General features: G+C 45.8%; 23 protein-coding genes. 5 read left to right on the top strand and 18 right to left on the bottom strand.

The features are described 5' to 3' along the window. Positions 1 to 48 precede the first annotated feature (48 nt). The 7 genes from JUE95_RS01650 to JUE95_RS01680 form a co-directional block, all read right to left on the bottom strand. Positions 49 to 753: a Bax inhibitor-1/YccA family protein gene (locus tag JUE95_RS01650; RefSeq protein ID WP_203648705.1), complete on the bottom strand. Its 705-nt coding sequence runs from the start codon at positions 751 to 753 to the stop codon at positions 49 to 51. A 152-nt stretch (positions 754 to 905) separates the two neighbouring features. Then, positions 906 to 1,241, bottom strand: a complete 336-nt coding sequence (locus JUE95_RS12875; protein WP_203648706.1) for an RNA-guided endonuclease InsQ/TnpB family protein — start codon at positions 1,239 to 1,241, stop codon at positions 906 to 908. An 18-nt stretch (positions 1,242 to 1,259) separates the two neighbouring features. Continuing rightward, positions 1,260 to 1,397: a hypothetical protein gene (locus tag JUE95_RS01660; protein ID WP_203648707.1), complete on the bottom strand. Its 138-nt coding sequence runs from the start codon at positions 1,395 to 1,397 to the stop codon at positions 1,260 to 1,262. 633 nt (positions 1,398 to 2,030) lie between these two features. Continuing rightward, positions 2,031 to 3,362 (bottom strand): UDP-N-acetylmuramate--L-alanine ligase, encoded by a 1,332-nt coding sequence (gene murC / locus JUE95_RS01665; RefSeq protein ID WP_203648709.1) that lies wholly within the window; start codon positions 3,360 to 3,362, stop codon positions 2,031 to 2,033. Between the two features lie 150 nt (positions 3,363 to 3,512). Further along, a complete protein-coding gene (locus tag JUE95_RS01670) occupies positions 3,513 to 6,011 on the bottom strand; it encodes a DNA translocase FtsK (RefSeq protein ID WP_203648710.1) in 2,499 nt (832 codons plus the stop codon). Positions 6,012 to 6,105: 94 nt separating this feature from the next. After that, a complete protein-coding gene (gene ytpR / locus JUE95_RS01675; RefSeq protein ID WP_203648711.1) occupies positions 6,106 to 6,741 on the bottom strand; it encodes a YtpR family tRNA-binding protein in 636 nt (211 codons plus the stop codon). A gap of 26 nt (positions 6,742 to 6,767) precedes the next feature. Continuing rightward, a complete protein-coding gene (locus JUE95_RS01680; RefSeq protein WP_203648712.1) occupies positions 6,768 to 7,085 on the bottom strand; it encodes a thioredoxin family protein in 318 nt (105 codons plus the stop codon). A 129-nt stretch (positions 7,086 to 7,214) separates the two neighbouring features. On the opposite strand from JUE95_RS01680, the gene JUE95_RS01685 reads away from it, so the two are divergent. Beyond that, the gene (locus tag JUE95_RS01685) at positions 7,215 to 7,541 is read left to right on the top strand and encodes a hypothetical protein (protein WP_203648713.1); all 327 of its coding nucleotides are present in this window, start codon (positions 7,215 to 7,217) and stop codon (positions 7,539 to 7,541) included. Positions 7,542 to 7,601: 60 nt separating this feature from the next. On the opposite strand, the gene trmB is transcribed toward JUE95_RS01685, so the two are convergent. The 3 genes from trmB to JUE95_RS01700 all read right to left on the bottom strand — a co-directional run bounded on the left by trmB (position 7,602) and on the right by JUE95_RS01700 (position 10,301). Further along, positions 7,602 to 8,252 carry a tRNA (guanosine(46)-N7)-methyltransferase TrmB gene (gene trmB, locus JUE95_RS01690; protein ID WP_203648714.1) on the bottom strand — a complete coding sequence of 217 codons (651 nt, stop codon included), beginning with the start codon at positions 8,250 to 8,252 and terminating at the stop codon, positions 7,602 to 7,604. A gap of 107 nt (positions 8,253 to 8,359) precedes the next feature. After that, entirely contained in the window at positions 8,360 to 9,571 is a 1,212-nt protein-coding gene (locus JUE95_RS01695) for an ABC transporter permease (RefSeq protein WP_203648715.1), read from the bottom strand. Continuing rightward, positions 9,564 to 10,301 carry an ABC transporter ATP-binding protein gene (locus JUE95_RS01700; protein WP_308440880.1) on the bottom strand — a complete coding sequence of 246 codons (738 nt, stop codon included), beginning with the start codon at positions 10,299 to 10,301 and terminating at the stop codon, positions 9,564 to 9,566. Before JUE95_RS01700 ends, JUE95_RS01695 begins: the two co-directional genes overlap by 8 nt. A gap of 129 nt (positions 10,302 to 10,430) precedes the next feature. On the opposite strand from JUE95_RS01700, the gene JUE95_RS01705 reads away from it, so the two are divergent. From JUE95_RS01705 to JUE95_RS01715, 3 genes are all read left to right on the top strand, one after another. Beyond that, positions 10,431 to 10,868 carry an HIT family protein gene (locus JUE95_RS01705; RefSeq protein WP_203648719.1) on the top strand — a complete coding sequence of 146 codons (438 nt, stop codon included), beginning with the start codon at positions 10,431 to 10,433 and terminating at the stop codon, positions 10,866 to 10,868. Between the two features lie 14 nt (positions 10,869 to 10,882). After that, complete coding sequence (locus JUE95_RS01710) at positions 10,883 to 11,209, top strand: hypothetical protein (protein ID WP_203648720.1); 327 nt, start codon at positions 10,883 to 10,885, stop codon at positions 11,207 to 11,209. A gap of 121 nt (positions 11,210 to 11,330) precedes the next feature. Then, positions 11,331 to 12,224 (top strand): peptidylprolyl isomerase PrsA, encoded by an 894-nt coding sequence (locus JUE95_RS01715; protein ID WP_203648721.1) that lies wholly within the window; start codon positions 11,331 to 11,333, stop codon positions 12,222 to 12,224. A gap of 65 nt (positions 12,225 to 12,289) precedes the next feature. Here JUE95_RS01715 and JUE95_RS01720 read toward each other — a convergent pair whose 3' ends face one another. The 7 genes from JUE95_RS01720 to argS form a co-directional block, all read right to left on the bottom strand. Then, positions 12,290 to 13,249, bottom strand: coding sequence for a 3'-5' exoribonuclease YhaM family protein (locus tag JUE95_RS01720; protein ID WP_373305658.1), 960 nt, complete (start codon positions 13,247 to 13,249; stop codon positions 12,290 to 12,292). A gap of 55 nt (positions 13,250 to 13,304) precedes the next feature. After that, positions 13,305 to 15,959 carry an ATP-binding protein gene (locus JUE95_RS01725; RefSeq protein ID WP_203648723.1) on the bottom strand — a complete coding sequence of 885 codons (2,655 nt, stop codon included), beginning with the start codon at positions 15,957 to 15,959 and terminating at the stop codon, positions 13,305 to 13,307. After that, on the bottom strand, positions 15,940 to 17,169 hold the full coding sequence (locus JUE95_RS01730) for a metallophosphoesterase family protein (protein ID WP_203648724.1): 1,230 nt from the start codon (positions 17,167 to 17,169) through the stop codon (positions 15,940 to 15,942). Before JUE95_RS01730 ends, JUE95_RS01725 begins: the two co-directional genes overlap by 20 nt. 77 nt (positions 17,170 to 17,246) lie before the next feature. Then, a complete protein-coding gene (locus JUE95_RS01735; protein WP_203648725.1) occupies positions 17,247 to 17,588 on the bottom strand; it encodes a YlbF family regulator in 342 nt (113 codons plus the stop codon). A gap of 326 nt (positions 17,589 to 17,914) precedes the next feature. After that, complete coding sequence (locus tag JUE95_RS01740; RefSeq protein ID WP_373305655.1) at positions 17,915 to 20,035, bottom strand: PBP1A family penicillin-binding protein; 2,121 nt, start codon at positions 20,033 to 20,035, stop codon at positions 17,915 to 17,917. 141 nt (positions 20,036 to 20,176) lie between these two features. Beyond that, a complete protein-coding gene (argR, locus tag JUE95_RS01745; protein ID WP_203648726.1) occupies positions 20,177 to 20,644 on the bottom strand; it encodes an arginine repressor in 468 nt (155 codons plus the stop codon). A gap of 397 nt (positions 20,645 to 21,041) precedes the next feature. Beyond that, positions 21,042 to 22,733 (bottom strand): arginine--tRNA ligase, encoded by a 1,692-nt coding sequence (argS, locus tag JUE95_RS01750; RefSeq protein ID WP_203648728.1) that lies wholly within the window; start codon positions 22,731 to 22,733, stop codon positions 21,042 to 21,044. Positions 22,734 to 23,206: 473 nt separating this feature from the next. Here argS and JUE95_RS01755 point away from each other — a divergent pair, with 473 nt between their 5' ends. Beyond that, complete coding sequence (locus JUE95_RS01755) at positions 23,207 to 24,634, top strand: APC family permease (protein ID WP_203648729.1); 1,428 nt, start codon at positions 23,207 to 23,209, stop codon at positions 24,632 to 24,634. Positions 24,635 to 24,696: 62 nt separating this feature from the next. Here the strand turns inward: JUE95_RS01755 and JUE95_RS01760 are convergent, their stop codons facing one another. After that, positions 24,697 to 24,801: an IS3 family transposase gene (locus JUE95_RS01760; protein WP_268920899.1), complete on the bottom strand. Its 105-nt coding sequence runs from the start codon at positions 24,799 to 24,801 to the stop codon at positions 24,697 to 24,699. Positions 24,802 to 24,803: the final 2 nt, after the last annotated feature.

The raw sequence follows: 24,803 nt of genomic DNA on the forward strand, positions 1-24,803 counted from the left end.
ATCAGGCATCTTTTAGTGATTCAAAATATCATCTTTTAATTTAGAGTCTTAGTCGCGGTCACCCATACCACCGAAAACCTGAAGTAATAAAATAAACAGGTTAACGAAATCGAGGTATAACTGCACCGCACCAATAATTGCAAGCCCCGTGGACGTGGCTGCACGACCATCACTTTGTAAGTAAAGGCGCTTCATCTTTTGGCTATCCGAAGCCGTTAAAGCTGTGAAGATCACTACTCCAATGATGGAGAAGACAAAGGCAATCATGGAACTCTTCAACCAGATATTAATCAAGAAGGCAACGATCAATGCAATCAAAGCAGAAGTTGCTTGGGCACCCACCCGTGATAAATCACGCTTAGTGGCGACACCGTAAACAGCCATGGCAATGAAGATCGATGCGCTAGATACGAAGGCACTGACCATGGTGGTACCGGTGTAAACCAAAGCGTACATCGACATAATCCCACCGGTCAATAAACCGTAAAACATTAACAGCACAAAACTAACTGCTGGCCGTTTCATCGCCTGCCCACTAACTAAGAATGGAAAGACAAACCACACAATCAGCGGCACGATCCGATAAGAACCCGTAAATAGTGACATCAAAGCTGGCGTAGTAGAAACGTAAAACGCAGCAAATGCTGATAAAAGCACTGCAACCGCCATCCAACCGTACATCTTGGTTAGAAATTTGTTTAAGCCCACGTCCGCATTGATCACGCGCCGTGGCTGTTCATCGTAATTGTTCATTAAGGTTCCTGCTACTGATAACTTATAAAAAGTTATAGATTGTTCTTGCTTCTTCCTATCCTGCCTCGCATGAGACTTGCTAATACAGTTGATGTGATAGTCCACAAGCGTTAATTCCCGGCTAGCCACCGGTACATCCTTTGAAGCCTGTTTTAGTATGCTAATTCAAAGTTTTCAGTATCCCTGATATTCACAGCCGCATTAATATCTCGATCTGCAGTATAACTACATTTAGGGCATTGATAGGTTCGCTCACTTAGCTTTAAATCAACTTTTTTACAGCCACATTGATGGCATAACTTAGAAGTTGGTTCAAACCGGCCAGTTAAGTGCACCGGAATGCCTAATTGCTGGCATTTAGTGATTAGTTTGATTCTGAAATTATAGAACCCCTGATAACTAACTGCTTTAGCTAAATGCCGATTTTTCATCATACCTGTAACATTCAAGTCTTCTAAGGCTATCCACTGGGGCTTGGTTCTCACCACAGTAGCGATAATCTTTTTTTAATAATCCGACTGGATGTTAGTTAATCGTTGATACAAGCGTTGCACTTTCCGCTGATTTTTAGCTAGATTTAAATCAGTAGCAGATTTCCCTTCTTTCTGTCTTCTAGCTTTCAGTGCATGATACTGACGGGACATTTGTCTTTGCATCCGTCGTAGACGTTTTCTGATGCGCCTTACCCGACTGCTTTTATTCTGATTAGGATACAAAGTACCATCATTTAGAATGGTAAATCCTTTTAGGCTAAGGTCAATGTCGATGGGGGGCACCTGTTAATTCTAGCGTTGGTAGTTTAGTCTGTTCCACTAAACAGGTCAAGTAATAACAGCCAACTTTGAATTTAATTCGGCCTTGTTTAATCGAAGTGTGCTGAATCTTTCGACTTGATAGGTGAGTAACATCAGTTGGGCCGCCTTATTGAATTTAATCACCAAGGTGAGGTGTCCCTCATATTATACGGGATAGATTTATCCCAAAACGCATTTTAATGAAATTCATATAAATCACTACTTATATGCTATCAGCTAATACGGAAAATTTAACTATCGACCTTAACCTTGTTACATTTTTATCTGACATATAAGCATACGCAATAGTACAGAAGCACCACTTTACAAAGATTGATATCCTTTTACAACAAAACAGTTACTGCTCGTTCCTCCTTTTTAATATCCCTCATTAAGAATATATTCTAACAACCTTAGTGGAAAAAGCAATGAAAAGCGATTACTTACGACGTGAATAAGTTACCTTTTAGAAAATATTAATAATTAGTTATTTTTCAGTGATAAATGGCTCAGCAGTTCTTCGTAAGCCCGTTCGTACTTCTGAACATCGCCGGCACCCATAAAGACCACAACGGCATCATGATAGTCAAGCAATGGCGACATGTTATCCAGCTTCAGGATTTCTCCACCCTTATTGATCTTCTTAGCGAGGTCTGCACTGGAAACTTTACCGCTTGATTCGCGGGCCGAACTGAAGATATCGGTCAAATAAACCACGTCAGCAGTGTTTAAGGCCTTGGCGAAGTCATCCATCAAAGCGATCACACGGGAAAAAGTATGTGGTTGGAAAACGGCAATGACTTTTTTATCAGGATACTTTTGACGAGTCGCGTCTAGGGTTGCCCGAATCTCTGATGGATGGTGCGCATAATCATCAATGATGGTCATATCAGCCACTTTCCGCTCAGCGAACCGGCGCTTAACGCCCTTAAAGTTTGAAAGTTCTTCTTTAATAGCGTCCAAATCGACTTCTTCAAAGTAGGCCACAGCAATGACAGCTAAACTGTTCAAAACGTTATGTTCACCAAATAGGTGAATGTGGTAATTACCCAAGAACTTATCGTGATAGTAAACGTCAAACTGAGAACCCTTAGTTGTCCGCTTGATGTTACGGGCCTGGAAGTCATCCCGGTCACTGGTACCGTAATAGTAAATTGGCACATCAGTCTTCAACCGGCGTAAGTTTTCATCATCGCCCCAGGCAAAAATACCCTTAGTCACTTGGTTAGCATACGTCTGGAAAGCATCGAACACATCGTTGATATCCTTGTAGTAATCAGGGTGATCAAAATCGATGTTGGTCATGATGGCATAGTCAGGCTTGGTAGCTAAGAAATGACGGCGGTACTCGTCGGCTTCATAAACGAAGAAGCGCGCGTTGGGCGTTCCCTTACCTGTACCGTCACCAATCAGGTAACTGGTTGGCGCGATTCCGGACAACACGTGTGAAAGTAAGCCAGTGGTACTGGTCTTACCATGCGCACCGGCGACCCCAATACTGGTATACCCTTCAATTAACTTACCTAAAAATTCATGGTAACGGTAAACGGGCAACCCCATTTCCCGAGCCTTTTTGATTTCTGGATGATCATCCGTGAAGGAATTCCCAGCAATGACCGTTAAGCCTTCGTGAATATTCGCTTCATCAAATGGGTAAACCGGGATCTTAGCCTGTTCCAGCCCGCGTTGCGTAAACGTGTACTGCGTAATGTCTGATCCCGCTACCTTATAACCTTTGTCATGAAGAATGAGTGCGAGTGAGCTCATCCCTGATCCTTTGATTCCAACAAAATAATACGTGGTTGTGTTGTCCATCAAAATCCTCTTTTCATCGTTTCAATGATTTAATTTAGGCCGACTATTGCTGGTTAATCAGCCATCATTGGTCCATATCAATATTTTAGCAGAGCAAACACTTCTTGAACAGTGCATTTTCTGCACTGTAACATGAGTGGCTTTCACCTTTTAATCGGTCCTGGGTGCGCGCATCTCAGCTAACTGTTTTTCAGTGAGAAAAACGTCCCGGGGTTTCGAGCCGTTTTGACCAGAAATATACTGCTTATTTTCAAGGGTATCAATCAGGTTAGCGGCCCGGTTGTAGCCAATTGAGAAGACTCGTTGCAGCTTAGAAGTCGAAACGGTCTTTTCCTGAACAATGTAGTCTAAGACTTCTGGCATTAATTCATCTTGGCTTTCCTGAACCTGCTGCTTTTCCAGCAGGCCGTCAGGATCAAAAGCGTAATGCGGCTTGCCCTGCGACCGAACAAAGTCCGTTACGCGATCAACTTCCTTGTCGACAAAGGTTCCTTGCAGCCGGACTGGTTGCGAAGCACCGTTCCCCAGGAAGAGCATATCGCCCTTCCCTAGCAGGCGTTCGGCACCGGAAGTGTCAATGATCGTCCGCGAGTCAACTTGCGAGGAAACCATGAAGGCCACCCGGGTTGGAATATTGTTTTTAATTGTACCAGTCACAATGTCTACACTTGGCCGTTGGGTAGCAATCAGTAAATGAATCCCCGCTGCCCGCGCCTTTTGCGTGATTCGGACAATGTAATCCTGCACTTCACTGGAAGCCATCATCATTAAGTCGGCCAATTCGTCGATAACGATCACAATGTATGGCAGCTTCTGAGCATAATCACCCGTCAGCTCTGCCCGGTCATTGTACTGTTCGATGTTCCGGACACCAGCCGCAGCCAACCGGTCATAACGGTCATCCATTTCCTTGACCGCCCACTTTAATGCAGCAGCGGCAGCCTGCGGATCCGAAATCACTGGTGACAGCAAGTGCGGCAGCCCGTCGTAAGGCGCTAATTCAACCGCTTTCGGGTCGATCAAAAGCAGCCGTAACTGTGCTGGCGTGGCCTTGTACAGCAAGGAAATCAGTAAGCTATTAATGAAGACTGACTTACCCGAACCGGTTGCACCGGCAATCAGGCCGTGAGGCATCTTCCGCAGATCAGTTACCCTTGGCTGGCCAAACAGGTCAACTCCCAGTGCGACCGTCAGTGGTGACGTACTATCCTTGAAGGCCTTTGAACCTAGTACTTCCGACAGCATGACTGGCCGGGTCTTCGGGTTAGGAATTTCAATTCCCACCGTCGTCTTACCAGGAATCGGTGCTTCGATTCGAATGTCCTTAGCGGCTAATGCCAGCTTCAGATCATCCGTTAAATTCGTAATTTTATTAACCTTAACACCTAACGATAAATGAACCTGGAACTGCGTCACAGTAGGTCCAACCGTCCAGTCCACCACGTGTGCGTCCACGTGGAAGGCCTGCAAGGTTTCATCTAAAACTTCGCCTTGATGTTCGATCCATTCATCCAGTGCGTTTTCGTCAATTTTAACCGGCGGTGTTAGTAATGACGTGTCCGGGAATTTATATCCGCGGTCATCCTGAACAACTTCACTCACCGGTTTAGCGGCGGGCTTATCTTGGAACAGCGCCAACTTATTCATTTGTGAACTGGTATTCTCTTCTTCAAGAATATCACCCAAAGAATGACCCAGCCCGTGTTCTGGTTCAGGCTTAGCTGTTGGCTCGACCGGCTGCTCCTCAGTCTCTGCCTGTTCGTCAGCCGCCTGTGGGGTTTCTGGCTCCTTGGTGATCACAGTCGGCTGTTCATCCTTCGGCTCGTCAGCAGACTCAACCGTTGAAGGTTCAGGCGTCATAGTTTGCGCTGGTACCTGCTCACTATCAGCCGGTGCCTCTTTAGCCGCATCCGTTTCTGGTGTAGCTGCCTGCTGCGGTTCATCCGCCTGCGGGATTGAGACTTTAGAATCAGTATTTTCAGCCTCAGTTTCTGGTGCTGATACTATTTTATCCTCAGTCTCAGCCCGTTCAGCCTTGAGGTTATCAATACGTTTCTGAATTGCCGCAATGCGTTGCTCGTTATCAGACTGCTTATCATCAGTTTCTGGCTCAGCCGGTGAATCCTGCTCCGGCTTTTCAGGCTCTGACTGTGGCTCCTCCGTGGGAGTACTTGGTTCTTCAATGTCTGATTCGCTGTCTGGCGTGAAAATCAGTTTTGGCTTTTCAGTCACCAAGGATTCGGCCGGCATTTGAGTGCCGTCATCAAATAACATCACATCGCTGTCACTTTTTTGAAAATACTGCTTAATCATGGCGGTGTAATTGATTTTTGGCTGCCGAATCACCATTCGATTCAGCTGCTTGGGAACCTTGGTTAGCCGAAAAGGGGCAGCGGGCTGCCAGTTATTTTCAATTGGTTTTTCCTGTTTCGGCGGTGTTTCGGGCCGTTCTTCGACCTGCTTGCGTCGTTCTTCCCGGGCAATAAGCGCCTTGCGCTGCGGCTCATCACGCCGGAAAATCGCCGGTTCATCATCAGTCTGTTTTAACTGTTTGCCAGGGACTTTAAATTGTGGCGAAGCGGGTTCTTCCGCCGACTTTTCTGGCCGGCGGTACCTCCGGTAAAAAGCTGGTCCATCATAGTGATTCATATCTAGTCATCCATTCAATGTTCAAGTTAGTTTAAGTATTTTAACGGCTCAGGGCAAAATAAAAAGGAGCATCGGCTCCTTTTACGTCGTTCATCTAACTGAATAAAGTTTGTGCCTTGTTAAAGTCAAATGGCGTTCCAACTTCGTAATCATCAGGTAAAATCAACGCACCCGGCCGATCAGGTGCTCCAGGAATCTTTAATTCTCTTCCTGATGAAATCATACCATCACTTTCAACGCCGCGCAATTTACCAGGCCAAATAATCTCACCGTTCGGCATCATTGCACCAACTTCGGCCACCACCACTTTGATGTCAGCTTGCATATTAGGTGAACCAGAAACGATTTGCAGCGTCTTGCCGTCTTGAACCCGGGTCTTAGTCACTAATAAGTGATCCGACTTAGGGTGCGGTTCAGCGGATTCAACGTAACCGACAATAAATTTCGACGTTAAATCAGTCTTTAACTCCGGTTCAAAACCGGCTTTCGACAGCGCCTCATTTAAAGTTGCAACTTGTTCCTCTGATAAAAAGACCTGACCGTTCTGGTTGATTGGCCCTAAAATATCGGAAACGTGAGCAACGTTATACCCCAGCGTTGTATCAGTTTCTGGGTCAAAGATCCGGGTAAAATTACCCTTAGTAACAACGGATTGTTCTTTGGCGTCTGGCGCCACGTAAATGATCATCACGTCGCCAAGTGCCTTTTGATTATAACTAGAAATTAACATGGAGCATCCTTTCAAAAGCAGAAGAACTATAGTGCGTTGATGAATTCTTCTACTTGCTGTTTTGTTTTACGGTCTTTGTTTACGAAGCGACCGATTTCTTCACCATTATTATACGCAATAAAACTAGGAATGCCTAACACGTTTAATTCAACCGCCAGATCAATGTTTTCATCACGGTCAACACTAATGAACTTGAAATCCGGATATTCGGCTTCAATAGCGGGCATTGAAGGCTTAATGAAAGCACAGTCTGGGCACCAAGTTGCTGAGAAAAACAGCATGTAGCGGCCATCCTTAATTTTTTCAAGCATTTGATCCTTCGTCATCTTTGGTAATTTTTCCATAGTTATCGCTCCCTGCTTACTTTTATTTAGTAAATTGATTATACCCCGTTTTCAGAAAAAGTACATTAATGTGGTATCAAATCGAAAATTGAGCTACCATGATACTAAATAGCGCAGGAGGAAACGCGTATGGAACTAAACATAAAAGATTATCAGCAATTAAGTCTGCTGTCCCTACTTAGTATTTTATTTGGCTTTCTGATGGGCAAATCAGTGTTTACCCGCCAGTATATGACACCCGATGCTATCTTGGACAGCGTTAAGCAGGCATTCCGAAAAGAATCAACTATCGAGGGTGCCTGGATCGATGAGCATCCGCACAAGCACGCGCAGTTTGCGATTCACACCATGGTCTACAGCGGCGGCCTTTCACGTTTGGAAGACAATCGGCTAGTGTCCTATGAATTCATTGCGGACGCTAAAACGGGCAGTATTCTCAAAATGAATCGCCTGTAAAATCAATCATCAAACTAAGTCATGTCCCTTTTGCAGCTCAGGCTGCGGAGGGATATTTTCTTACGCTTCTTCGCGTTCAAAGTGAGCAACTAACTTATAAATCGGTCCCTTAGCACTGAACTTTTCTTCGTATTCAGTCTGCACGTTACCCTCGTTGCCTTCACTGTTATGCAGATCCAGCCAAACTTCATCAAAAGTCATACCAAAGTTATTAAAGCTCATCAGTGAATATTCAAACAGGCCGCGGTTATCCGTCTTGAACTGAATCCGGCCATCGTCTTTAAGCACCTTTTGATAGTGAATCAAAAAGTTAGGCGATGTCAGCCGCCGTTTAGCGTGCCGCTTCTTTGGCCACGGATCCGAAAAGTTCAAATAAAGCTTGTCGATCTCACCTTCAGCAAACAAAGTATCCACAAACGCACCGTCAGTTTCCACCAGCTGCACGTTCGGCAGTTCGCTTTCAACTAATTTACGTAACGCGGTGGCAATCACCGATTCCTGAATTTCGATCCCTAAAAAGTTGATTTCAGGGTTTTGCCGGGCCATTTCGATGATGAACTGACCCTTACCAATACCAATTTCGACTTGAATCGGCTGCTGACTGGGAAAACGTTCCTGCCAGTGACCCAGCTGAGTTTCGGGATCAGTCACAATCAAATCTGAGTGGTCCTTGATGTACTTTGCTGCCCACGGTTTCTTACGTACGCGCATATTGTTCCTCCGATTTCCATGATAAAACGACGAACTTGAATCAAGCCCGCCGTTTAAGATTACTGTTCATTTTAGGCAATCAAACCAATTGCGTCAACTGGTTTTTGCTACTTTTTCTTCCTTAAACGCAGTGGCAAATAGTATTGCACCATCAAAATGACCTCTACCAGTTCAACGGCTAAAGCAATCAGAGCCACCTGCCAGTTTTGATTGGCCACGAAAACCATGATCAAAAACAGGATTGCCGTGATGCCAATCAGTGAAAACATCAGCCGTCTGAAACTGTTCACCCTCTGTTTTTCGGCAATCGGATACAGGTGAGTGAAGACGATGTCATCAAACTGCCAATAAAATGGGATCAGCTGGAAACCGATCAAATAGAGAAATAACGCAGCTAATGCTACTGGCAGCCACGTTCCGCGGACGAAATACAGCAGGATCATGCCCAGAATCGTTAACCTGGAATACAGGCCGCTAAATTCACCGCTGCGGACGATGCCGCGGCTATAAAGATAGAGGTACGTATTTTGGGGTGTAACCTTGACGATGTTCAGCAGCCAATCCAAGTAACGGCGCCGCTTAGCAACCCCTTTAAGCATTGGCACGTTAGTAAACAGGTTAAAGAAGCGGTAAACGCCCATCATCCGGTTATTTTCCAACGTAATCGCCTGCCACCAGTCAAAGGGCACCGCGTCATAACGGCGATCGGCCACTCGCAGACCAATTGCCAGGACCAGTGCCAATACGGCGCCAATAATCGGCATGCCGTAAACGCCAGTGAGTAAAATTACCAGCGGTACCGCCCATTTAAACCAGAAAGAGGCTTTCAGCCAAGCTGACTTGACCTGAAACCGTCTGATGATTGCCAGACTGAACACACTATCTTTCAGCAGCAGCTGAGCCACCGCGATCAACGCGAGATCAAAAACGGGCATGGCATCCGTCACTTGAATGAACGGCAGCAAGATAAACATGCCAAACAGTTCGTAGACCACGGCTAAACTTTCGCTATACGCACGGGCACCCTTGAGATACTGGCGAACTTCCGCTTCTTTTGGCAGCAGGAAAACTACGTCGGCATCCTGAAACAACGTGGCGAAACGACCAAGTTGCAAAACGAGTAATAAAACGATTACGATCACCGGTTTCGCCCACCAGAGGTTTGGCTGCAGTTCTTTCAAACCGTTGGAATAAGCGTACCCCAAGCCGCCAATAAAAATCAGCAAGGCAAAGACAAAGTGGTCGTTGAATACTAGCCGCAGGTACTTGAACATTTCTTTTAAATGACTGGATAAACGTTGTCGATATAAATTATTCATGCTGATCAGCCCTCGTCATCGACATGTAGATATCGTCTAAGGATTCACCCGCATCCGGCAAAGCCTGGCGCAACTCCGGCAGTGTCCCTTCCGTTTTAACCGTTCCATCGTGCAGCAACACGAAGCGGTCACAGTATTTCTCGGCAGTGTCCAGTACGTGAGTCGACATCAAAACGCTGGCCCCCTTGGCTTTTTGTTCGTCGATCAGATTCAGCAGATCATGAACCGCTAAGGGATCCAAGCCTAAGAAAGGTTCGTCAATGATAAACAGCGGCGCATTCGTAATGAAGGCACACACGATCATCACCTTTTGCTTCATCCCCTTGGAGAAGTTAGCTGGAAACCAGTCTAACTTATTATCTAACCGGAAAATACTCAGCAGGTGGTTAGCTTTCTCCCAGGCCTTATCGTGATCCAAGCTGTAAGCCATCATAGTCATTTCCAAATGTTCCTTTAAGGTTAACTCCTGGTATAAAATCGGGGTTTCGGGAATGTACGCAATTTGTTTTTTATAAGCGTTTTTATCTTCATTTAAGGTAATGCCGTTAATCTTGATTTCACCCTTAAAGGGCGTTAACAAGCCAATAATATGGTTAATAGTAGTTGATTTACCAGCCCCATTCAGTCCAATTAAGCCCACAAGCTCGCCATCTTGAACGTCAAATGTCACTTCTTTTAAAACTGGTATCTGCGAATAGCCGCCGACGACTTTCGTCACCTGAAGCGTCATGAACATCCCTTCTTTTCTCTGTAATTTTGGTCAATTGGTTTCATTATATCATACGCCTAGGAGTATGGAATTCTGGAATATTGCGGTATACTTAAACTAACTTTTATGATTTTTGAAGGAGGATTTAAAATGGTTCATAACTATGATGATGATTGTATTTTCTGCAAAATTATTAAAGGTGACGTCCCTAGTTACACCGTTTACGAAGACGATGACGTGAAAGCCTTTTTGGACATTTCACAAGGTACCCCAGGTCACACGTTAGTTGTTCCTAAGACTCACGTGCCTGATATTTACGCCTATGATGCTGATTTAGCAGCCGCCATTTTCAGCAAGATTCCAAAGATTGCTAAAGCGGTAAAGGACTCCAATCCCGAGATTAAGGGCCTAAACATTTTGATCAACAACGGTAAGGTGGCTTACCAGTCCGTCTTTCATTCTCATATTCACCTGGTTCCTCGCTACACCGACCACGATGACTTCGGCATGACCTTTAAGGATAATTCCAGCAAATACGACGAAAAGGCTTATACGGATATTCAAAATTCCATTAAGTCGCAATTCTAGTTCGAGGTGCAGATATGAAACGATTTTTGACCAGTGCCCTGCTGACAGCCGGCGCTTCCCTGGCGATTCACCTTTACCGAAAGCAGCAGTCACCCGTGGCCTTCGTGCAGGAAACCATTGACCACGTTCAAGCGCGGAAGGCTGCTTTGACCAACGTCAGCAAACAGACTGCGGCGGTTAAGTCCCGGCTGGCTGATTTGCAGACCGAACTGAAAAAGGCCCAGCCGGCAATTGACGGTATTGAAACCGCGGTGGACCAATTTCAGTTCAAAATTCAACCGCACATGGATGCGATTGACGACCGGGTAGCTGATTTAGGAAAGCCTAAGTCGAATCAATAGAAGTATTCAATTTTTATTAAGTTCCCTTTACATCTGAAAATTATTTTGAGTTTATGTTATATTAAGTAGGATGTCCCAGCGGGGATGAAACTATTCTAAAGAAATGGATGTGTTTTCGAATATGAAAAAATGGCTCATTGCTCTTGCAGGTGTCATGTTAAGTTTGACTCTTGCAGCGTGTGGTAGCAAAACTGTTGCCACCACTTCAGGCGGTAAAATTACTGAAAGTCAATTTTACAGCAGCTTGAAGAACACTTCTAGCGGTAAGCAAGTCTTACAGCAGATGATTTTGAACAAGGTTCTTGAAAAGCAGTTTGGCAGCAAAGTTAAGGATTCAGAAGTTACCAAACAGTATAACGATTACAAGAAGCAATACGGTTCATCATTCAACTCTGTTCTTCAGCAAAGTGGTATGACGGCTTCTCAATTGAAGCAGCAAATCAAGAGTAACTTACTTTTGAAGGAAGCTGTTAAGGCTGACACAAAGGTTACCGACGCGCAACTCAAGCAACAATTCAAGGGTTACCAACCAAAGGTGACAGTTTCTCACATCTTAGTATCAAAGAAGTCTACTGCTGAAACTGTTATCAAACAGTTGAACCAAGGCAAGAGCTTTGCTTCATTAGCTAAGAAGTACTCTACTGACAGTGCGACTAAGAACAAGGGCGGTAAGTTGGATCCATTCGACAACACCGATACTCAACTTGACTCAACCTTTAAGAAGGCTGCCTTCAAGCTGAAGACCAACCAATACACCAAGTCACCCGTTAAGACTTCTTATGGCTACCACGTCATCAAGATGGATAACAACCCTGGCAAGGGAACTTACAAGCAGCATGAATCTGAACTGAAGAACCAGATTTATGACAAGCGGATGAACGACAGCGCCACATTGAAGAGCGTTGTTTCTAAAGTCCTCAAGAAGGGTAATGTTTCAATTAAGGATAGTCAATTACAAAACGTTCTTGCAGACTACTTGACTTCAAGCAGTTCATCAAAGAGCAGTTCAAAGTAATTGATCTTTAACGAGGTACAAAAAAGGATCGGCCAATATGGTCGATCCTTTTTTTGTACTGCTAGTTACTTTTGTTCATCCTGACCGTCATTCAAAGAAGTATTTGGCCGGTAGAATGAGCGGCCGTCCATTGCGAATAACCGTTCGCCAAATTCGCCTGGAGTCGTGTTTTCCACGGCATTAGACACCATCATGATGGAAGCATCCAGCTCATCTAGCTGGTGCAGCACTTCTGCTTCTAACAGCCGTGGCCGAACGGGTGAACCATACTCCAGTAAGCCGTGGTGAGCTAGAATCATGTGTCTGAGCAAAACGACATTTTCGTTGTTTAAATCAAATTTAAGTTCGTTGCAGGCCGAAACGATTTCACCGTCAACAATACTGATATGCCCCAGCAAGTTCCCTTCTACCGTGTACTGAGTAGAAACCGGGCCGGACAGCTCAATCACTTTGCCCAGGTCATGTAAAATTGCCCCCGCGTAAAGCAGCGGCGCGTTGATTGATGAATACTGCTTCACCACACTATGTGCCAAACGTAAAATTGACAGTGTATGGTAAGCTAACCCGCCTTCAAAGGCATGGTGATTGCGTTTAGCAGCCGGATACGTAAAGAAAGCATCCCGGTGTTTGGCAATCAGATAACGCACGATGCGGTTCCAAACCTGATTTGTGATTTCAAAAGCCACCTGGTTCAGTTCATCTTCCATTTCGCTGGCTTTCATTGGCGCGTGAACCACAAACTCGCTAGGATCATTGGGCTCATCCGCATTGGCCAATCTCAAAGAAGCAATTTTAACCTGTGGGGAGCCCTGATAGTTTTCCCGTTTACCAGCCAGCCGAACGACCCGACCCGCCTGAAAACGTTCGATATCAGCGGCACTGGCATCCCAAAACTTACCGGTAATTTCACCCGACTGATCTTCAAAAGTCAGGTCAAGGTACTGTTTACCGTTTTTGGCCACCCGAACGTTGACGTTCTTCAATAGCGCCATCAGGTTCATCTGTTCACCAACTGCGTGAGCCATTAATTGTTTTTCTGCCATGGTTAATCCCCCTCGTTTAAACTAATTTTACAGTTTTTCATACCGACTTTCCAGCACTCAAATGATAGATTTCATTGTCCTCTGCCAGCGCTAAATTATCGTGGTTCGCGGTCAGATAAATGACCTGACTGGTCTGAGCCAATTCTTTTAGCATCTTCAGCGCTGAGGCCGTTCGCTGACGGTCAAAGTTTACGAAGGCATCGTCAATAATGATTGGCATGGCGATCACGTCTGCCATCACCTTGGTAAACGCGAACCGCAACGCCACGTATAGCTGTTCGGCAGTTCCGCTGGACAATTCGCCAACGTCAAAGGTCAATGCATCATCACGGGTAACTTGAACGGTTTGATCGGTGAAAATAATCTGCCGGTAACGGTTGCCGGTAAGCTGCTGAAAGAACTGCTCAGCCACTTTAATAATCTGCGGCTGACGTCCCTGGGATGCGTTGATCAGCGTTTGGTCGATCCAGTTGATCAAAAGTTGCTTGGTGAGCCAATCATCCGTTAAAGAAGTAATCTCAGTTTGTAAATCAGCTTGCTGCTGAAGTAGGTTTTGATACTTATCACTGGCCGCTAAACGCTGCAGCTGATACTGCTGCTGGCTGGACTGTTTTAACAGCTCAGCCTGAGTCTGCCGTTGTTCGACAAGCTGAGTTTGAAGCTGCTGTTCGGTCTGCTCCAAAAACTCTTGGGATTCACTATTATCGAGGATTTGACGGTCAGCCGGCGTTAATTGCGCGTTGAGTACCCCTCGCCGCTGATTTTCCTGAGCCATCGCCTGATCCTGCTGGTAACGTTGTTCAAATTCGGTAAGCGTTGTGAGCTGATAGCGTGCCAGTAATTGCGTTAAATTAGTTTGCTGCGTGTTTAATTGCTGCTGCAGCGCTGTTTGACGCTGTGTATTGGCAGTCAGTGCTTCATTGGCCCAGTGCAGCTGCTGGCTTTCATCCCGCCGTTTTGACAGGAACTGGCTGATCTGCTGGAGCTGAAAATCATGACTGCCGCCCAGACTGATCACTTCACCGGCAAACTGCCACTGCGCTAAGTAAGCCCGCAGGTTTTGTCCGATCTGGTCTTGCTGTTCCTGCAGCTGAATCTGCTGAGCATTAGCAGCACGGTAGAGGCTCAAGTCCGCCTGCAAATCTAGCCAGCGTTCCGGCGCAAAATTCTGCAGCTGATGTTCGGCGCCAAACTGTGTCACTTGTGCATCAGCGTCAATCAGCTGCTGGTCTAAGGCGGCTAATTGCTGCCGGTCCTGATCTAATTGCGAGGACAGCAGTGCCATTTGCGAATCAATGGTGGATTGCTGATTGCCAGAAATAATTGGCTTAAAGATGCCGTAACCTGCCACCAGCATCCCAATGATGCCGCCCACCGTTCGTAAAATCCCGCTGAAGCCAAACAGTGCAACTAACACAACCACTACACCGCCAATCAGCCACTTAAGGTCCATCCCGGTGGACGTATCGCTGTCGGCTTGCTGACGCAATTTTTCGAAGGCTTTTTGATGCTCCTGCCGCTGCTCAGCACGGGAATCGCGTTCAATACTTAAGTGCTGCTGTTGGTCAAACAAATCTTTAATTTGCGACTGTTCGCCGGCAGTCAGCACCTTTAAATTCGCTAACGACGCACCATACTGCTGGTTGAGTTTAGCCAGTTCTTGTTTAACTGCCGCCAGCTGGGAATCATTTTGCTGCTGTCGCTGCTGCAACTGTTCCATTGCCGACATTTGGGTCGCTAACTGGTCGATCTGCTGCTGATGGGCAGTGTAAAATTGCTGGGCGTCGCTGGCAACGTGCTTTCGCTGTTGCTGTTTAATGGTCTGTTCTTGAGTGGCGAGATCTTGCTGCAGCTGTTTAACAGCCGTCGAAAGCCGCGTTGCCCTTTGCCAGTCCTCAGTACTGATAGGTGTCCTCGATTGTTTGGGTGCACCGTTTTTAAGCTGCTGATACTGGGGATAAAGTTTGATCAGCCGCTGATACTGATTAAGCCGATCCGTTAGCTCAGACAGCTGTTTTTGAACGGCTGCCAGTTTCTTAGCCGTTTTTTGCGCGTCATTTTGCAACGTTTGATACTGCTGAAATTGGGTTTTGGCGGTGTCAATCTTCTCAGACATCTCATCGTATTCCTTCAGTAACCGCACTAAAGGCTGCACCCGGCCACGGGGTTTATATAATTCACCAGCTGAAGCCGTCAGTTCCTGGGTCAGCCCGATCCAGTTTTCGCTGCCGATAGCACCGATTCGCTGAATCCGTTTGACCAAATCAAAACGGTTCAGGTTAAAGACCGCCTGCAGTTCCCGTTCGCCAAAACAAAAGATTTGGTAGAACAATTCCTTATTTAAAGGCTGCAGCAGCTGTATGAGATCATCCTTGGTTAAGGCTGTGTCAGTAGTTAGATTACGAAGGGTAACGTCACCGCCGTGGGTACCGCCTACCCGTTTGAGCCAGTAATCGTTCGAACCATGGGTAAAATACAGTTCGCCACCATACTGCGATCCTTGCTTGGGCTGATACATAGCGTAACGGTGCTTAGCGGTCTCGAAACCAAACAGCATACTGGTGATGAAGGCAACTAGCGTGGATTTTCCCGCTTCATTTTCACCGTAAAGGAGTGAAAAACGATTGGACAGGTCGATAGTTGTATCGTGAAATTTACCGAACCCGTATATTTTAATCGTCGTGATCTGCATCGTTTTCTTCCTCCAAACGCGATTGAGCTAACAGTTCGTTCTTAGCCCGATCAGTTAAATTAGCCGTTGTTTCAGGCTGTCGCAAGTGATCCGCAATAAACGGATACTGCATCAATTTACCGGCGGTCAGCGCCACATTGTCCGGCGTAAACACCGTTTTCTGAGCCCGCTGCCAATAATTCGCGTCCAGTTTGGCATACTGCACTGGCCGATTCGTTGGCAAAACGTTGACTTCATAAACCCAAGCCCGCGTTTGCCGGTAAGTCTTCTTCTGCGTTTGATCTAAGCGTTCAAGCCAAGTGCCGTCGTTTAATCGGCTCAGCATACTAGCGGATAATTTTTCAATTCCGGTAAGGCTGAGATCAATTAATTTAAACGTATCGGCCACACTGTTCGTCAATGCTGCTTGTACCGCTTCAATCAAACTGGCATCAGTAGTCGTTTCGTCTACCGCAAGCGATAATGTTGCCCAGCGGACTTGATCAGCCGGCACGAATTGCCGTTCCAAGTGCTTGCCCTGTGAACTGACTACCTGGTAGCCGTGCCTGCCGGATTCCAGCTTATGCCGTCCCTGAATGGTGCCTGAATAAACAATCAGCGGCTGTTCACTCAACACGCCGGGCTTATGTATATGACCCAATGCCCAGTAATCGTAGTTCGTGCTAGCCAGTTCACTAACTGTAAACGGCGCGTAGTGGTTGGCTTCACCCTGTTTGACAGCCCCGTGCAGCATGCCAATTTGAAAATCAGCGTCGCCGCGCTCTGGAAACTGCGGGACAACGTCGTGTTCCAGCCAGCGGTCAGCGTAACTGAAACCGCTGATGGCAACTCTGGTATGATCTGCCGTAGTCAGCGTTTGGGTGGTCACGTCACTGCCAAAAACGTTGACACCTTCTTGTAAGGCTAAATGCTGCTCAGCCGTCATGTAATCGTGATTACCGAAGCTGACAAACACGCCAATACCATCGTCTACCAGCCGTTGCAGCTGTTCGTTCAAGAAGACCTGTGCCTGGACACTTTGGGTTTCACGGTCGAAGAGGTCACCAACTAATAATACAAAATCAACTTTTTGTTCGATGGCATCCGTTACCATTTGTTTGGTGGCGTTAAACGGTGCTTCATGAATTTGCTGCCACAGTGCTTTCGGCAGTCGTTGCAGCCCTTCAAACGGACTATCCAAGTGTAAATCTGCTGCGTGAATAAATTTCACTGCTAACCACCTCCTAAAAAACGCCGAAGAAAATTCTTCGACGTTTTGATCTATTAACCATTCATCAGCTGCCTGTCTTAGTTGTCGTACAGGTTTTGAATTGGTTTTGTAATTTCGTTGTTTAATTTAGCCAGTAATTGGTTGACGTCTTTTTCTTTTTCCATCAAGTCTTTAATCGCATCCTTCTCACGAACTTTACCCGCGAGATCCTGTGCTTGATTCATTTCGTCTTCATCAGGCTGCTGACCCTGCATTTGTTTTTGCTGTAACTTCAGTTGCAGTCCCTGAAACTGTTTGAACAAGTCATAGGCTTCAGAATCTGCCTTCATAGTGTTATAAGCATTCTGTAAAGCTGTGAATTCGTCAGAACTTGCTAACTCCTCACGTAACTCACCAGCGGTTTTTAAAATGTCTGCCATTAATAGCATCCTCCTGTCTTAGATACTTCCATATTGTATCATGAAATGATAGACGGGGAAAGAAAGCGATGACAGTTCAGCGGGGGTCTTTCTGTCTTTTTTATTTTACATTGACTAAACGTGTTGCGTGCGGCAGAGACTTGCGCGTGGGGAAGGTCTGCCACGAAGGTTTTCCTGCTACTGTCTTTTCATTTTACATTGACTAAACGTGTTGCGTGCGGCAGAGACTTGCATATAGTGAAGCCCCGCCACAAAGCCCCAAAGTTCAGGGCTTTATGGCGGGGCTTCACTATACTCCAGTCTCTTAACGCCTTACTACACACTCTCTAGTTTCCAAACGCACCCCGCCACCAACTCTTAACGGTATCTACCGCGTTATTGGCGCCCTGTTCAATTTGGTCACCCACACTGCCGGCTCCCTTTTGAACGCTGTCCCAGAAGTTGTTATCCGACTTCGAGGCCCTCGCCAACGTTGACGCGTCTTGGGTATCGAATTGGGTTTGTTTCGTGTATGGCAAAATTTCTTCCATTTCCGTCTTAAACAGCGGGCCCACACCCGTTCCGCTTAAGTTTTCCAAATGATGATTCTTGTTGGTATTATCGAAGCCTTCCCAGGTTGTTAACACGACGTCTGGCGTGTAGCCCACGATCCATTTATCACGGGTGGCGTCGCCGTCACCGGTATCGTCAGCCTCCGTACTCCCAGTCTTACCGGCAACGGAATAACCGTACGGCTTGGCCGTGGCACCGGTCCCGTTGTTGAAGACGCCCAGCATCATACTGGTCATCTGCTTGGCAACCTTCGGCGACATGACTTTATGCGTAGACACCTTGGGATTGTCCACAATGACATTACCAGAAGCGTCGACAATTTTACGGATATAGTGGGTATCCGTTCGCGTGCCGTTATTCGCAAAGGCGGTGTAAGCACCCGCCAACTCTTGAGGTGAAACACCTTTATTCAAGCCACCCAGTGCTAACGCCAAGTTCTTATCAGATTTAGTAACTGGCAGCCCAAAACGCTTAACGGATTCGTAGCCCTTATTGACACCGATCTTATTTAACAGCCAAACTGCCGGTGCATTCACACTGTTTGCCAGTGCTTCATACATGGGCATCTTGCCGGTATAAACGTTGTTGTAATTCTTTGGCGTGTAATGGTTGCTGCCATAAGACGTCTTCTTATTTTGCAGTTCCGAATCGTAGAAGTAGCCGTTCTCAAGCGCTGGCGTGTATACTGCCAACGGTTTGATGGTTGACCCCGGCTGCCGTTTGACTTGCGTTGCCCGGTTGTAGCCCCGGAAAACGTGCTTGCCACGGCCGCCCACCACGGCCATTACACCACCGTTATTGGGATTGACCGCCACGGAAGCGGCTTGAACCTTGGTCCCATCAATTGAATTTTGCGGGAACAGATAATCACTTTTAAAGTTTTCCTGCAGGCGGGACTGATAATTTTGATCCAAGTACGTGTAAATTTTATAACCATGATTCATAATATCAGATTCGGTTAAACCGTACTTAGAGATGGCTTCATCGATCACCGCGTCAAAGTAGTACGGGTAGCGGTAAGAATCTTTGTACTGATACGTATCCTGAGTGGTCAATGGCGTTTGCTGGTAACTGGCTGCTTGCGACTTCGTAATCGCACCGGTTTCCGCCATGAGTCCAAGGACCACGTTCCGGCGGGCTTTGGAAGCCTGCGGATGATCAATTGGGTTGTAGCCGCTTGGCGACGTCAGCATCCCAGCCAAGACAGCCGATTGCGGTACGGTCAGGTTGGCAGCATCCGTCCCAAAGTACTTATGAGCCGCGTCTTGCACACCCCAAACCCCGTTGCCAAAGTAGGCGTTATTGAGATACATAGACAAAATATCCTGTTTAGAATAGACGTTTTCCACTTCAATGGCGAGAAAGATTTCCTTTAATTTCCGCGTCATGGTCTGTTGCTGCGTCAGAAAAGCATTCTTAACCAGCTGCTGCGTCAAGGTACTCCCACCGCCACTGATATAATCACGATGCAGCAGTTTATTCTTGACCAGTAATAAAAACGCCCGGGCAATTCCCTTTACTGAAAAACCGTGTTCGTGATAGAAATTCCGGTCTTCAGTTGAAATCACCGCTTTTTGCACGTTAGGCGAAATTTTGCCTAAGGGCACATACGTCCCCTTTTGGGCGTACAGCGAACCAGCTCTATGATTGCTTTTATCGTAGATATAAGTTGTTTTTTCCAACTGGGCCTTCAAATCGCCGACGTTTGCTGTTTTGGCCTGAAAGGTCAGTGTCGCACTGACCACGAAGATCAGTGCCAAAATCACCACGATGATCCAGCGAGTCAGTTGATAACGATGCCAAAGTTTACCGAAATACCTTTTAAACCGCTGATAATACGGCGACATCATCGCTTTGAATCCCTGATTTGATTGATTTCCCCGATTATTATTCATTTAATTTCCTCGACAAATAAAAGATTTGCACTGTTAATTCTATCATATTTTATAAGGGCAGCTGGAAAGTGCCCACAAGTTTTAACAGTATTTAACAAAACAAAAACACGCCAGTAACGGCGTGTTTTATCCCCGCAGATGTTAGTGAACAATGTCTGGGTTCATGTTTTTCGCAATCTCATCGTTCAATTGCTGAGCAACTTCAGCGTTTGGACTAATCACTAAAATCGTGTCATGACCAGCTAATGTTCCCACAACTTCAGGTAACTTCAAATCATCTAAAATTGCGGCTAACAGATTCCCATTACTAGGCAGCGTTTTGATCACGTTCATAAACTCGATCCGTGTCAATCCAATCACCACTTCGTTAATGGTTTCTCGCAGGTGTTCTTCTTCTGATTTATTTCCGGGTTTAAAGATCGTGTAACGCAAGTGTCCATGGCCATCTTGGGCTTTGACAACCTGCATCTCTCGAATATCACGAGAAATCGTTGCTTGCGTCGCCTTAATCCCAATTTCATTTAGATGACGCATTAGGTCTTCTTGTGTACCGATCGGATACTGATTGATCAATTGTTCAATCCGTGATTGACGAATACTTTTTTTCATCCTAATGCAGCCCCCCTTAACTGTACTAATACGTAATTATTATAACAAAATGAAAAACGAAAAGAAAGCTAGATTTTAAATAACTATTCAAAGTGAGTATAATTCAGAATATAAATTAGTCAGTTAAGATTTGAAATTGGCTTAATCTGCCAAATTTATCTCCTGCTCAATTAATATTAATTCAAGAGGCCATTGCTTAAAATTCTCGCCACTAAAATTAATGTTAATACTTTTTTAATGTTATAAGTAGTTAATCATGCCCTGATTTTTTCACTAACACATTAACCAACTATAATAATCACGATTATAAGCTTATAAGTTATATTCATCAAGGCTACTTTACAAACAAAAATGCAGCCGGCATAATCGCCAGCTGCATCATGACTATTTAAGTGAATTACATTTCATCTGGAGCTTCAACACCTAACAGGCGAAGTGATTCCTTCAAAATTGTTGAAACACTCTTAACTAAGGCTAAACGGGCTGGTTTCTCAGCGTCATCTGCCAGAATCTTAGAGTGGGCATAATACTTGTTGAAGGCCTTAGCCAACCGAATCGCATACTTGGCAATGTCTGATGGTTCAAATTCCTTCAGTGCTTCAACCACAGTATCAGGGAAGTCTGCGAGCGCCTTTACCGTTTCCCAAGCTTCCGGATCAGAAATCTTGGCACCGGCAGTTGGAACGGTCACGTCGCTGGCCTTCCGCAAAATACTTTCGGCACGGGCGTGGGCGTATTGAACGTAAGGACCCGTTTCCCCTTCAAACTTCAGCTGTTCTTCCAAGTTGAAGTCAATACTGTTCATCCGTTCGTTCTTCAAATCGCCAAAGATGATGGCACCGACACCGACCTGCTTGGCAACCTTGTCCTTGTTAGGCAGATCAGGGTTCTTTTCAGCGATTTGCTTTTGCGCCATCTCAATGGCATCGTCCAGCACTTCGTCCAGCAGAATGATCCGGCCGGAACGAGTGGACAGCTTCTTACCGTTAACGGTGATCAGACCAAACGGAATGTGGTGCAGATCCTTAGCTGACGGCAGACCCATTTCGGTCAAAACGGCCTTTAATTGTTTGAAGTAATAAATCTGTTCGGAACCAACCACGTAAAGGTTCATGGCTGGGTGGTAAGTGTTCTCCCGGTAAATGGCAGTGGCAATATCACGAGTTATATAAAGAGAAGCACCGTCACTCTTCAAAATCAAAGCTGGGTTCAAGTCGTACTTATCAAGATTGACCACTTGAGCACCCTGAGATTCTACCAGTAAGCCCTTATCTTTCAACTCATCAATAACGCCCTGCATCTTATCGTTGTAGAAAGCTTCACCATTAAAAGTATCGAACTGGACACCTAACTTGTCATAGATGGCTTTGAAGGCTTTCAGTGATTCGTCACGGAACCATGACCAAAGTTGATGTGCCTGTTCGTCACCGTTCTCAAGCTTCTTGAACCATTCACGGGCTTCGTCGTCTAATTCGGGGTGTTCCACGTCTTCTTTATGGAACTTAACGTAGTACTTAACCAAGTTAGTGATTGGGTCTTTCTTAACGTCTTCTTCGTTGCCCCACTTCAAGTAAGCGGTGATCAGCTTACCGAATTGAGTACCCCAGTCGCCCAGGTGATTATCCTTGATTGGGTTGTAGCCGTTTTTCTTCAAGATTTCGGCAATTGAGTTACCAATCACAGTTGAACGCAAATGACCCATTGAAATTGGCTTGGCAATGTTAGGTGATGACATGTCGATTGGAACGTTACCATTATTACCGGATTGGTTTTGACCATAATCAGCACCCTGAGTTAAAACATCACCTAAGATCTGCGCGCTGAACGCTGCCTTATCCAGGAAGAAGTTCAGGTATGGGCCGGCAACTTCAACCTTTTCAAATTTGCTGGTATCGATCTTCTCTACTAAATCAGCAGCGATCTGCTGCGGGGCCTTCTTAAAAGTCTTCGCCAACGTGAATGCTGGGAAGGCATAATCACCCTTGCTGGTATCCTTGGGCCGTTCAATCTTTTGGTAAATGTCTTCTGCTGAAAGGACGTCGGTTAATGCTGGTGCTAATGTATCAGCAACAAATTGTTTGTAATCCATGGTATAAACTCCTCACATATTAAATTCTGACTGCGGTTATTCTGCTGCGGCGAACTGAGGGCAATAAAAAAAGTCCCTCTCCTACAAATAAATTTGTAAGAGACGAGACTACCCGCGGTACCACTCTTGTTGATATTACTATCCACTCAACTTATACAATTGTCATTCTAAAAAGCGCGCTTCATCAGGTCGGCTATCCGGCTTCCATCACCCCGGACTCGCTGTCAGCCAACTTACTGACTACTCTTCTTTTATTATCGAACTGGGTTACCGTGGTAACCTCACTCCAAGCATTCTATAACATCTGGATATAAAGCACAAGCAGAATAACGATTTTTCGCATAAAATAAATGGTCAATAAGTTCCACTAATTGACTTCTCATTTAAACTCACCTTTTATTAGAGTTTGATGTATAATAGGATAATATATTCACCTTTTAATATTTTATTCATTCCATGAAAGGAGATTAGAAATGAGTCAAGAAAAGAAGACTTCCACGCTCTTTCTTCGTAAAGACATCAAAACTGACCTTTACAAGAAAACCGGCCTGGAAAAATCGCTAACGGCTTTTAGCCTGATCACAATGGGAGTTGGCGCAATCGTCGGGGCCGGGATCTTCATTACTCCCGGGATCATCGCAGCCAAATACGCTGGCCCTGGCGCGTTTCTCTCGTTCGTTGTAGCCGCCGTCGTTTGTTCCTTAGCGGCGCTTTGCTACTCCGAATTCTCTTCGACCATTCCCCTAGCTGGGAGCGCATATACATACATATACGCCGTTTTCGGAGAATTTATCGCCTGGATTTTAGGCTGGGCATTAGTTTCAGAATATTTATTCTCCGTTTCAGCGGTTGCCGCAAGTTGGTCATCGTATTTCCAAAATATTTTAGCGGGGTTCCACTGGTATTTGCCGGAGGCGCTTCGAGCAGCCTACGGTACCGCTGGAATGCCCCACGCAATTTTTGATTTACCGGCCTTTATCATTATTATGCTGCTGTCATTCCTACTGATTGGCGGGGTTCGTGAATCGGCTGAAATTAACGCTATCATGGTAATTCTCAAAATCATCGTGATCATTCTGTTTATCGTTGTCGGTATTTTCTACGTCCGGCCGGAAAACTACCATCCCTTCTTACCGTTTGGGGTAAAGGGAATCGTCTCTGGCGCGGCCGTTGCCTTCTACGCTTACATCGGATTTGACGCGGTATCTACCGCAGCCGAAGAAGTTAAAAATCCCCAAAAGAACGTGCCATTGGGCATTATCGGTTCATTGCTGATTGCCACGATCCTCTACATCGCGCTCTCATTGGTCCTGGTTGGTATGGTTAAATACACCCACCTTGAAGTTGCTGATCCGGTGGCATACGCCCTGCATTTCATCCACCAAAACTGGGTTTCAGGAATCGTCTCACTAGGGGCGGTCATCGGGATGACTACCGTGCTCATGGTGTTCTTATACGGCGGTACCCGGCTGGTCTTCGCTATCAGCCGTGACGGCCTGTTACCACGAGTATTCAGCCGGTTAAGCACCAAAACCCACGTGCCAGTAACTAATACTTGGTTATTCGGGATTCTGGGCAGCTTCTTTGCCTGCGTCATTCCCATTGATAAAATTACTCAGCTGGTTAACATCGGGACGCTATTCGCCTTCGCGATGGTCTCAATTGGGATCGTCTTCCTGCGTCGAAACCCCGAGTTTAACGAACTGGATTCAGCCTTCCGGGTACCATTTTACCCCGTATTGCCGATCGTTTCGTTCATCCTCTGCGTTGTCCTGATGCTGGAGTTAAAGGCCTTCACCTGGATTGCCTTCTTCATTTGGCTGATCATCGGCTTGATCTTCTACTTCACTTACGGCTACCGTCACAGTGTGGTCCGTAACCGATATGATTCAAATAAATAAGGTTTTTAAAACGGCTTGGAAGGCTCGACTCCTGTCAAGTGGACAGTCAAATAATTAAAAGTTTATGCGCAATTTTGAATGGCATGATTTCGGTATTTTTCCGGGGTCATGCCATTTAGTGTTTGTTGCAGACGTTCGTTGTTGTACCAATAAATATACTGGTTAATTA

Source organism: Secundilactobacillus yichangensis, assembly GCF_016861565.1.
GTDB classification, from domain to species: Bacteria; Bacillota; Bacilli; order Lactobacillales; family Lactobacillaceae; genus Secundilactobacillus; species Secundilactobacillus yichangensis.

Coding starts and splice junctions, on each gene's coding strand:
- JUE95_RS01650 (WP_203648705.1), bottom strand. CDS start 753: ATGAACAATTACGATGAACAGCCACGGCGCGTGATCAATGCGGACGTG.
- JUE95_RS01660 (WP_203648707.1), bottom strand. CDS start 1,397: ATGTCCCGTCAGTATCATGCACTGAAAGCTAGAAGACAGAAAGAAGGG.
- murC (WP_203648709.1), bottom strand. CDS start 3,362: ATGGACAACACAACCACGTATTATTTTGTTGGAATCAAAGGATCAGGG.
- JUE95_RS01670 (WP_203648710.1), bottom strand. CDS start 6,011: ATGAATCACTATGATGGACCAGCTTTTTACCGGAGGTACCGCCGGCCA.
- ytpR (WP_203648711.1), bottom strand. CDS start 6,741: ATGTTAATTTCTAGTTATAATCAAAAGGCACTTGGCGACGTGATGATC.
- JUE95_RS01680 (WP_203648712.1), bottom strand. CDS start 7,085: ATGGAAAAATTACCAAAGATGACGAAGGATCAAATGCTTGAAAAAATT.
- JUE95_RS01685 (WP_203648713.1), top strand. CDS start 7,215: ATGGAACTAAACATAAAAGATTATCAGCAATTAAGTCTGCTGTCCCTA.
- trmB (WP_203648714.1), bottom strand. CDS start 8,252: ATGCGCGTACGTAAGAAACCGTGGGCAGCAAAGTACATCAAGGACCAC.
- JUE95_RS01695 (WP_203648715.1), bottom strand. CDS start 9,571: ATGAATAATTTATATCGACAACGTTTATCCAGTCATTTAAAAGAAATG.
- JUE95_RS01700 (WP_308440880.1), bottom strand. CDS start 10,301: ATGACGCTTCAGGTGACGAAAGTCGTCGGCGGCTATTCGCAGATACCA.
- JUE95_RS01705 (WP_203648719.1), top strand. CDS start 10,431: ATGGTTCATAACTATGATGATGATTGTATTTTCTGCAAAATTATTAAA.
- JUE95_RS01710 (WP_203648720.1), top strand. CDS start 10,883: ATGAAACGATTTTTGACCAGTGCCCTGCTGACAGCCGGCGCTTCCCTG.
- JUE95_RS01715 (WP_203648721.1), top strand. CDS start 11,331: ATGAAAAAATGGCTCATTGCTCTTGCAGGTGTCATGTTAAGTTTGACT.
- JUE95_RS01720 (WP_373305658.1), bottom strand. CDS start 13,249: ATGGCTCACGCAGTTGGTGAACAGATGAACCTGATGGCGCTATTGAAG.
- JUE95_RS01725 (WP_203648723.1), bottom strand. CDS start 15,959: ATGCAGATCACGACGATTAAAATATACGGGTTCGGTAAATTTCACGAT.
- JUE95_RS01735 (WP_203648725.1), bottom strand. CDS start 17,588: ATGGCAGACATTTTAAAAACCGCTGGTGAGTTACGTGAGGAGTTAGCA.
- JUE95_RS01740 (WP_373305655.1), bottom strand. CDS start 20,035: ATGAATAATAATCGGGGAAATCAATCAAATCAGGGATTCAAAGCGATG.
- argR (WP_203648726.1), bottom strand. CDS start 20,644: ATGAAAAAAAGTATTCGTCAATCACGGATTGAACAATTGATCAATCAG.
- argS (WP_203648728.1), bottom strand. CDS start 22,733: ATGGATTACAAACAATTTGTTGCTGATACATTAGCACCAGCATTAACC.
- JUE95_RS01755 (WP_203648729.1), top strand. CDS start 23,207: ATGAGTCAAGAAAAGAAGACTTCCACGCTCTTTCTTCGTAAAGACATC.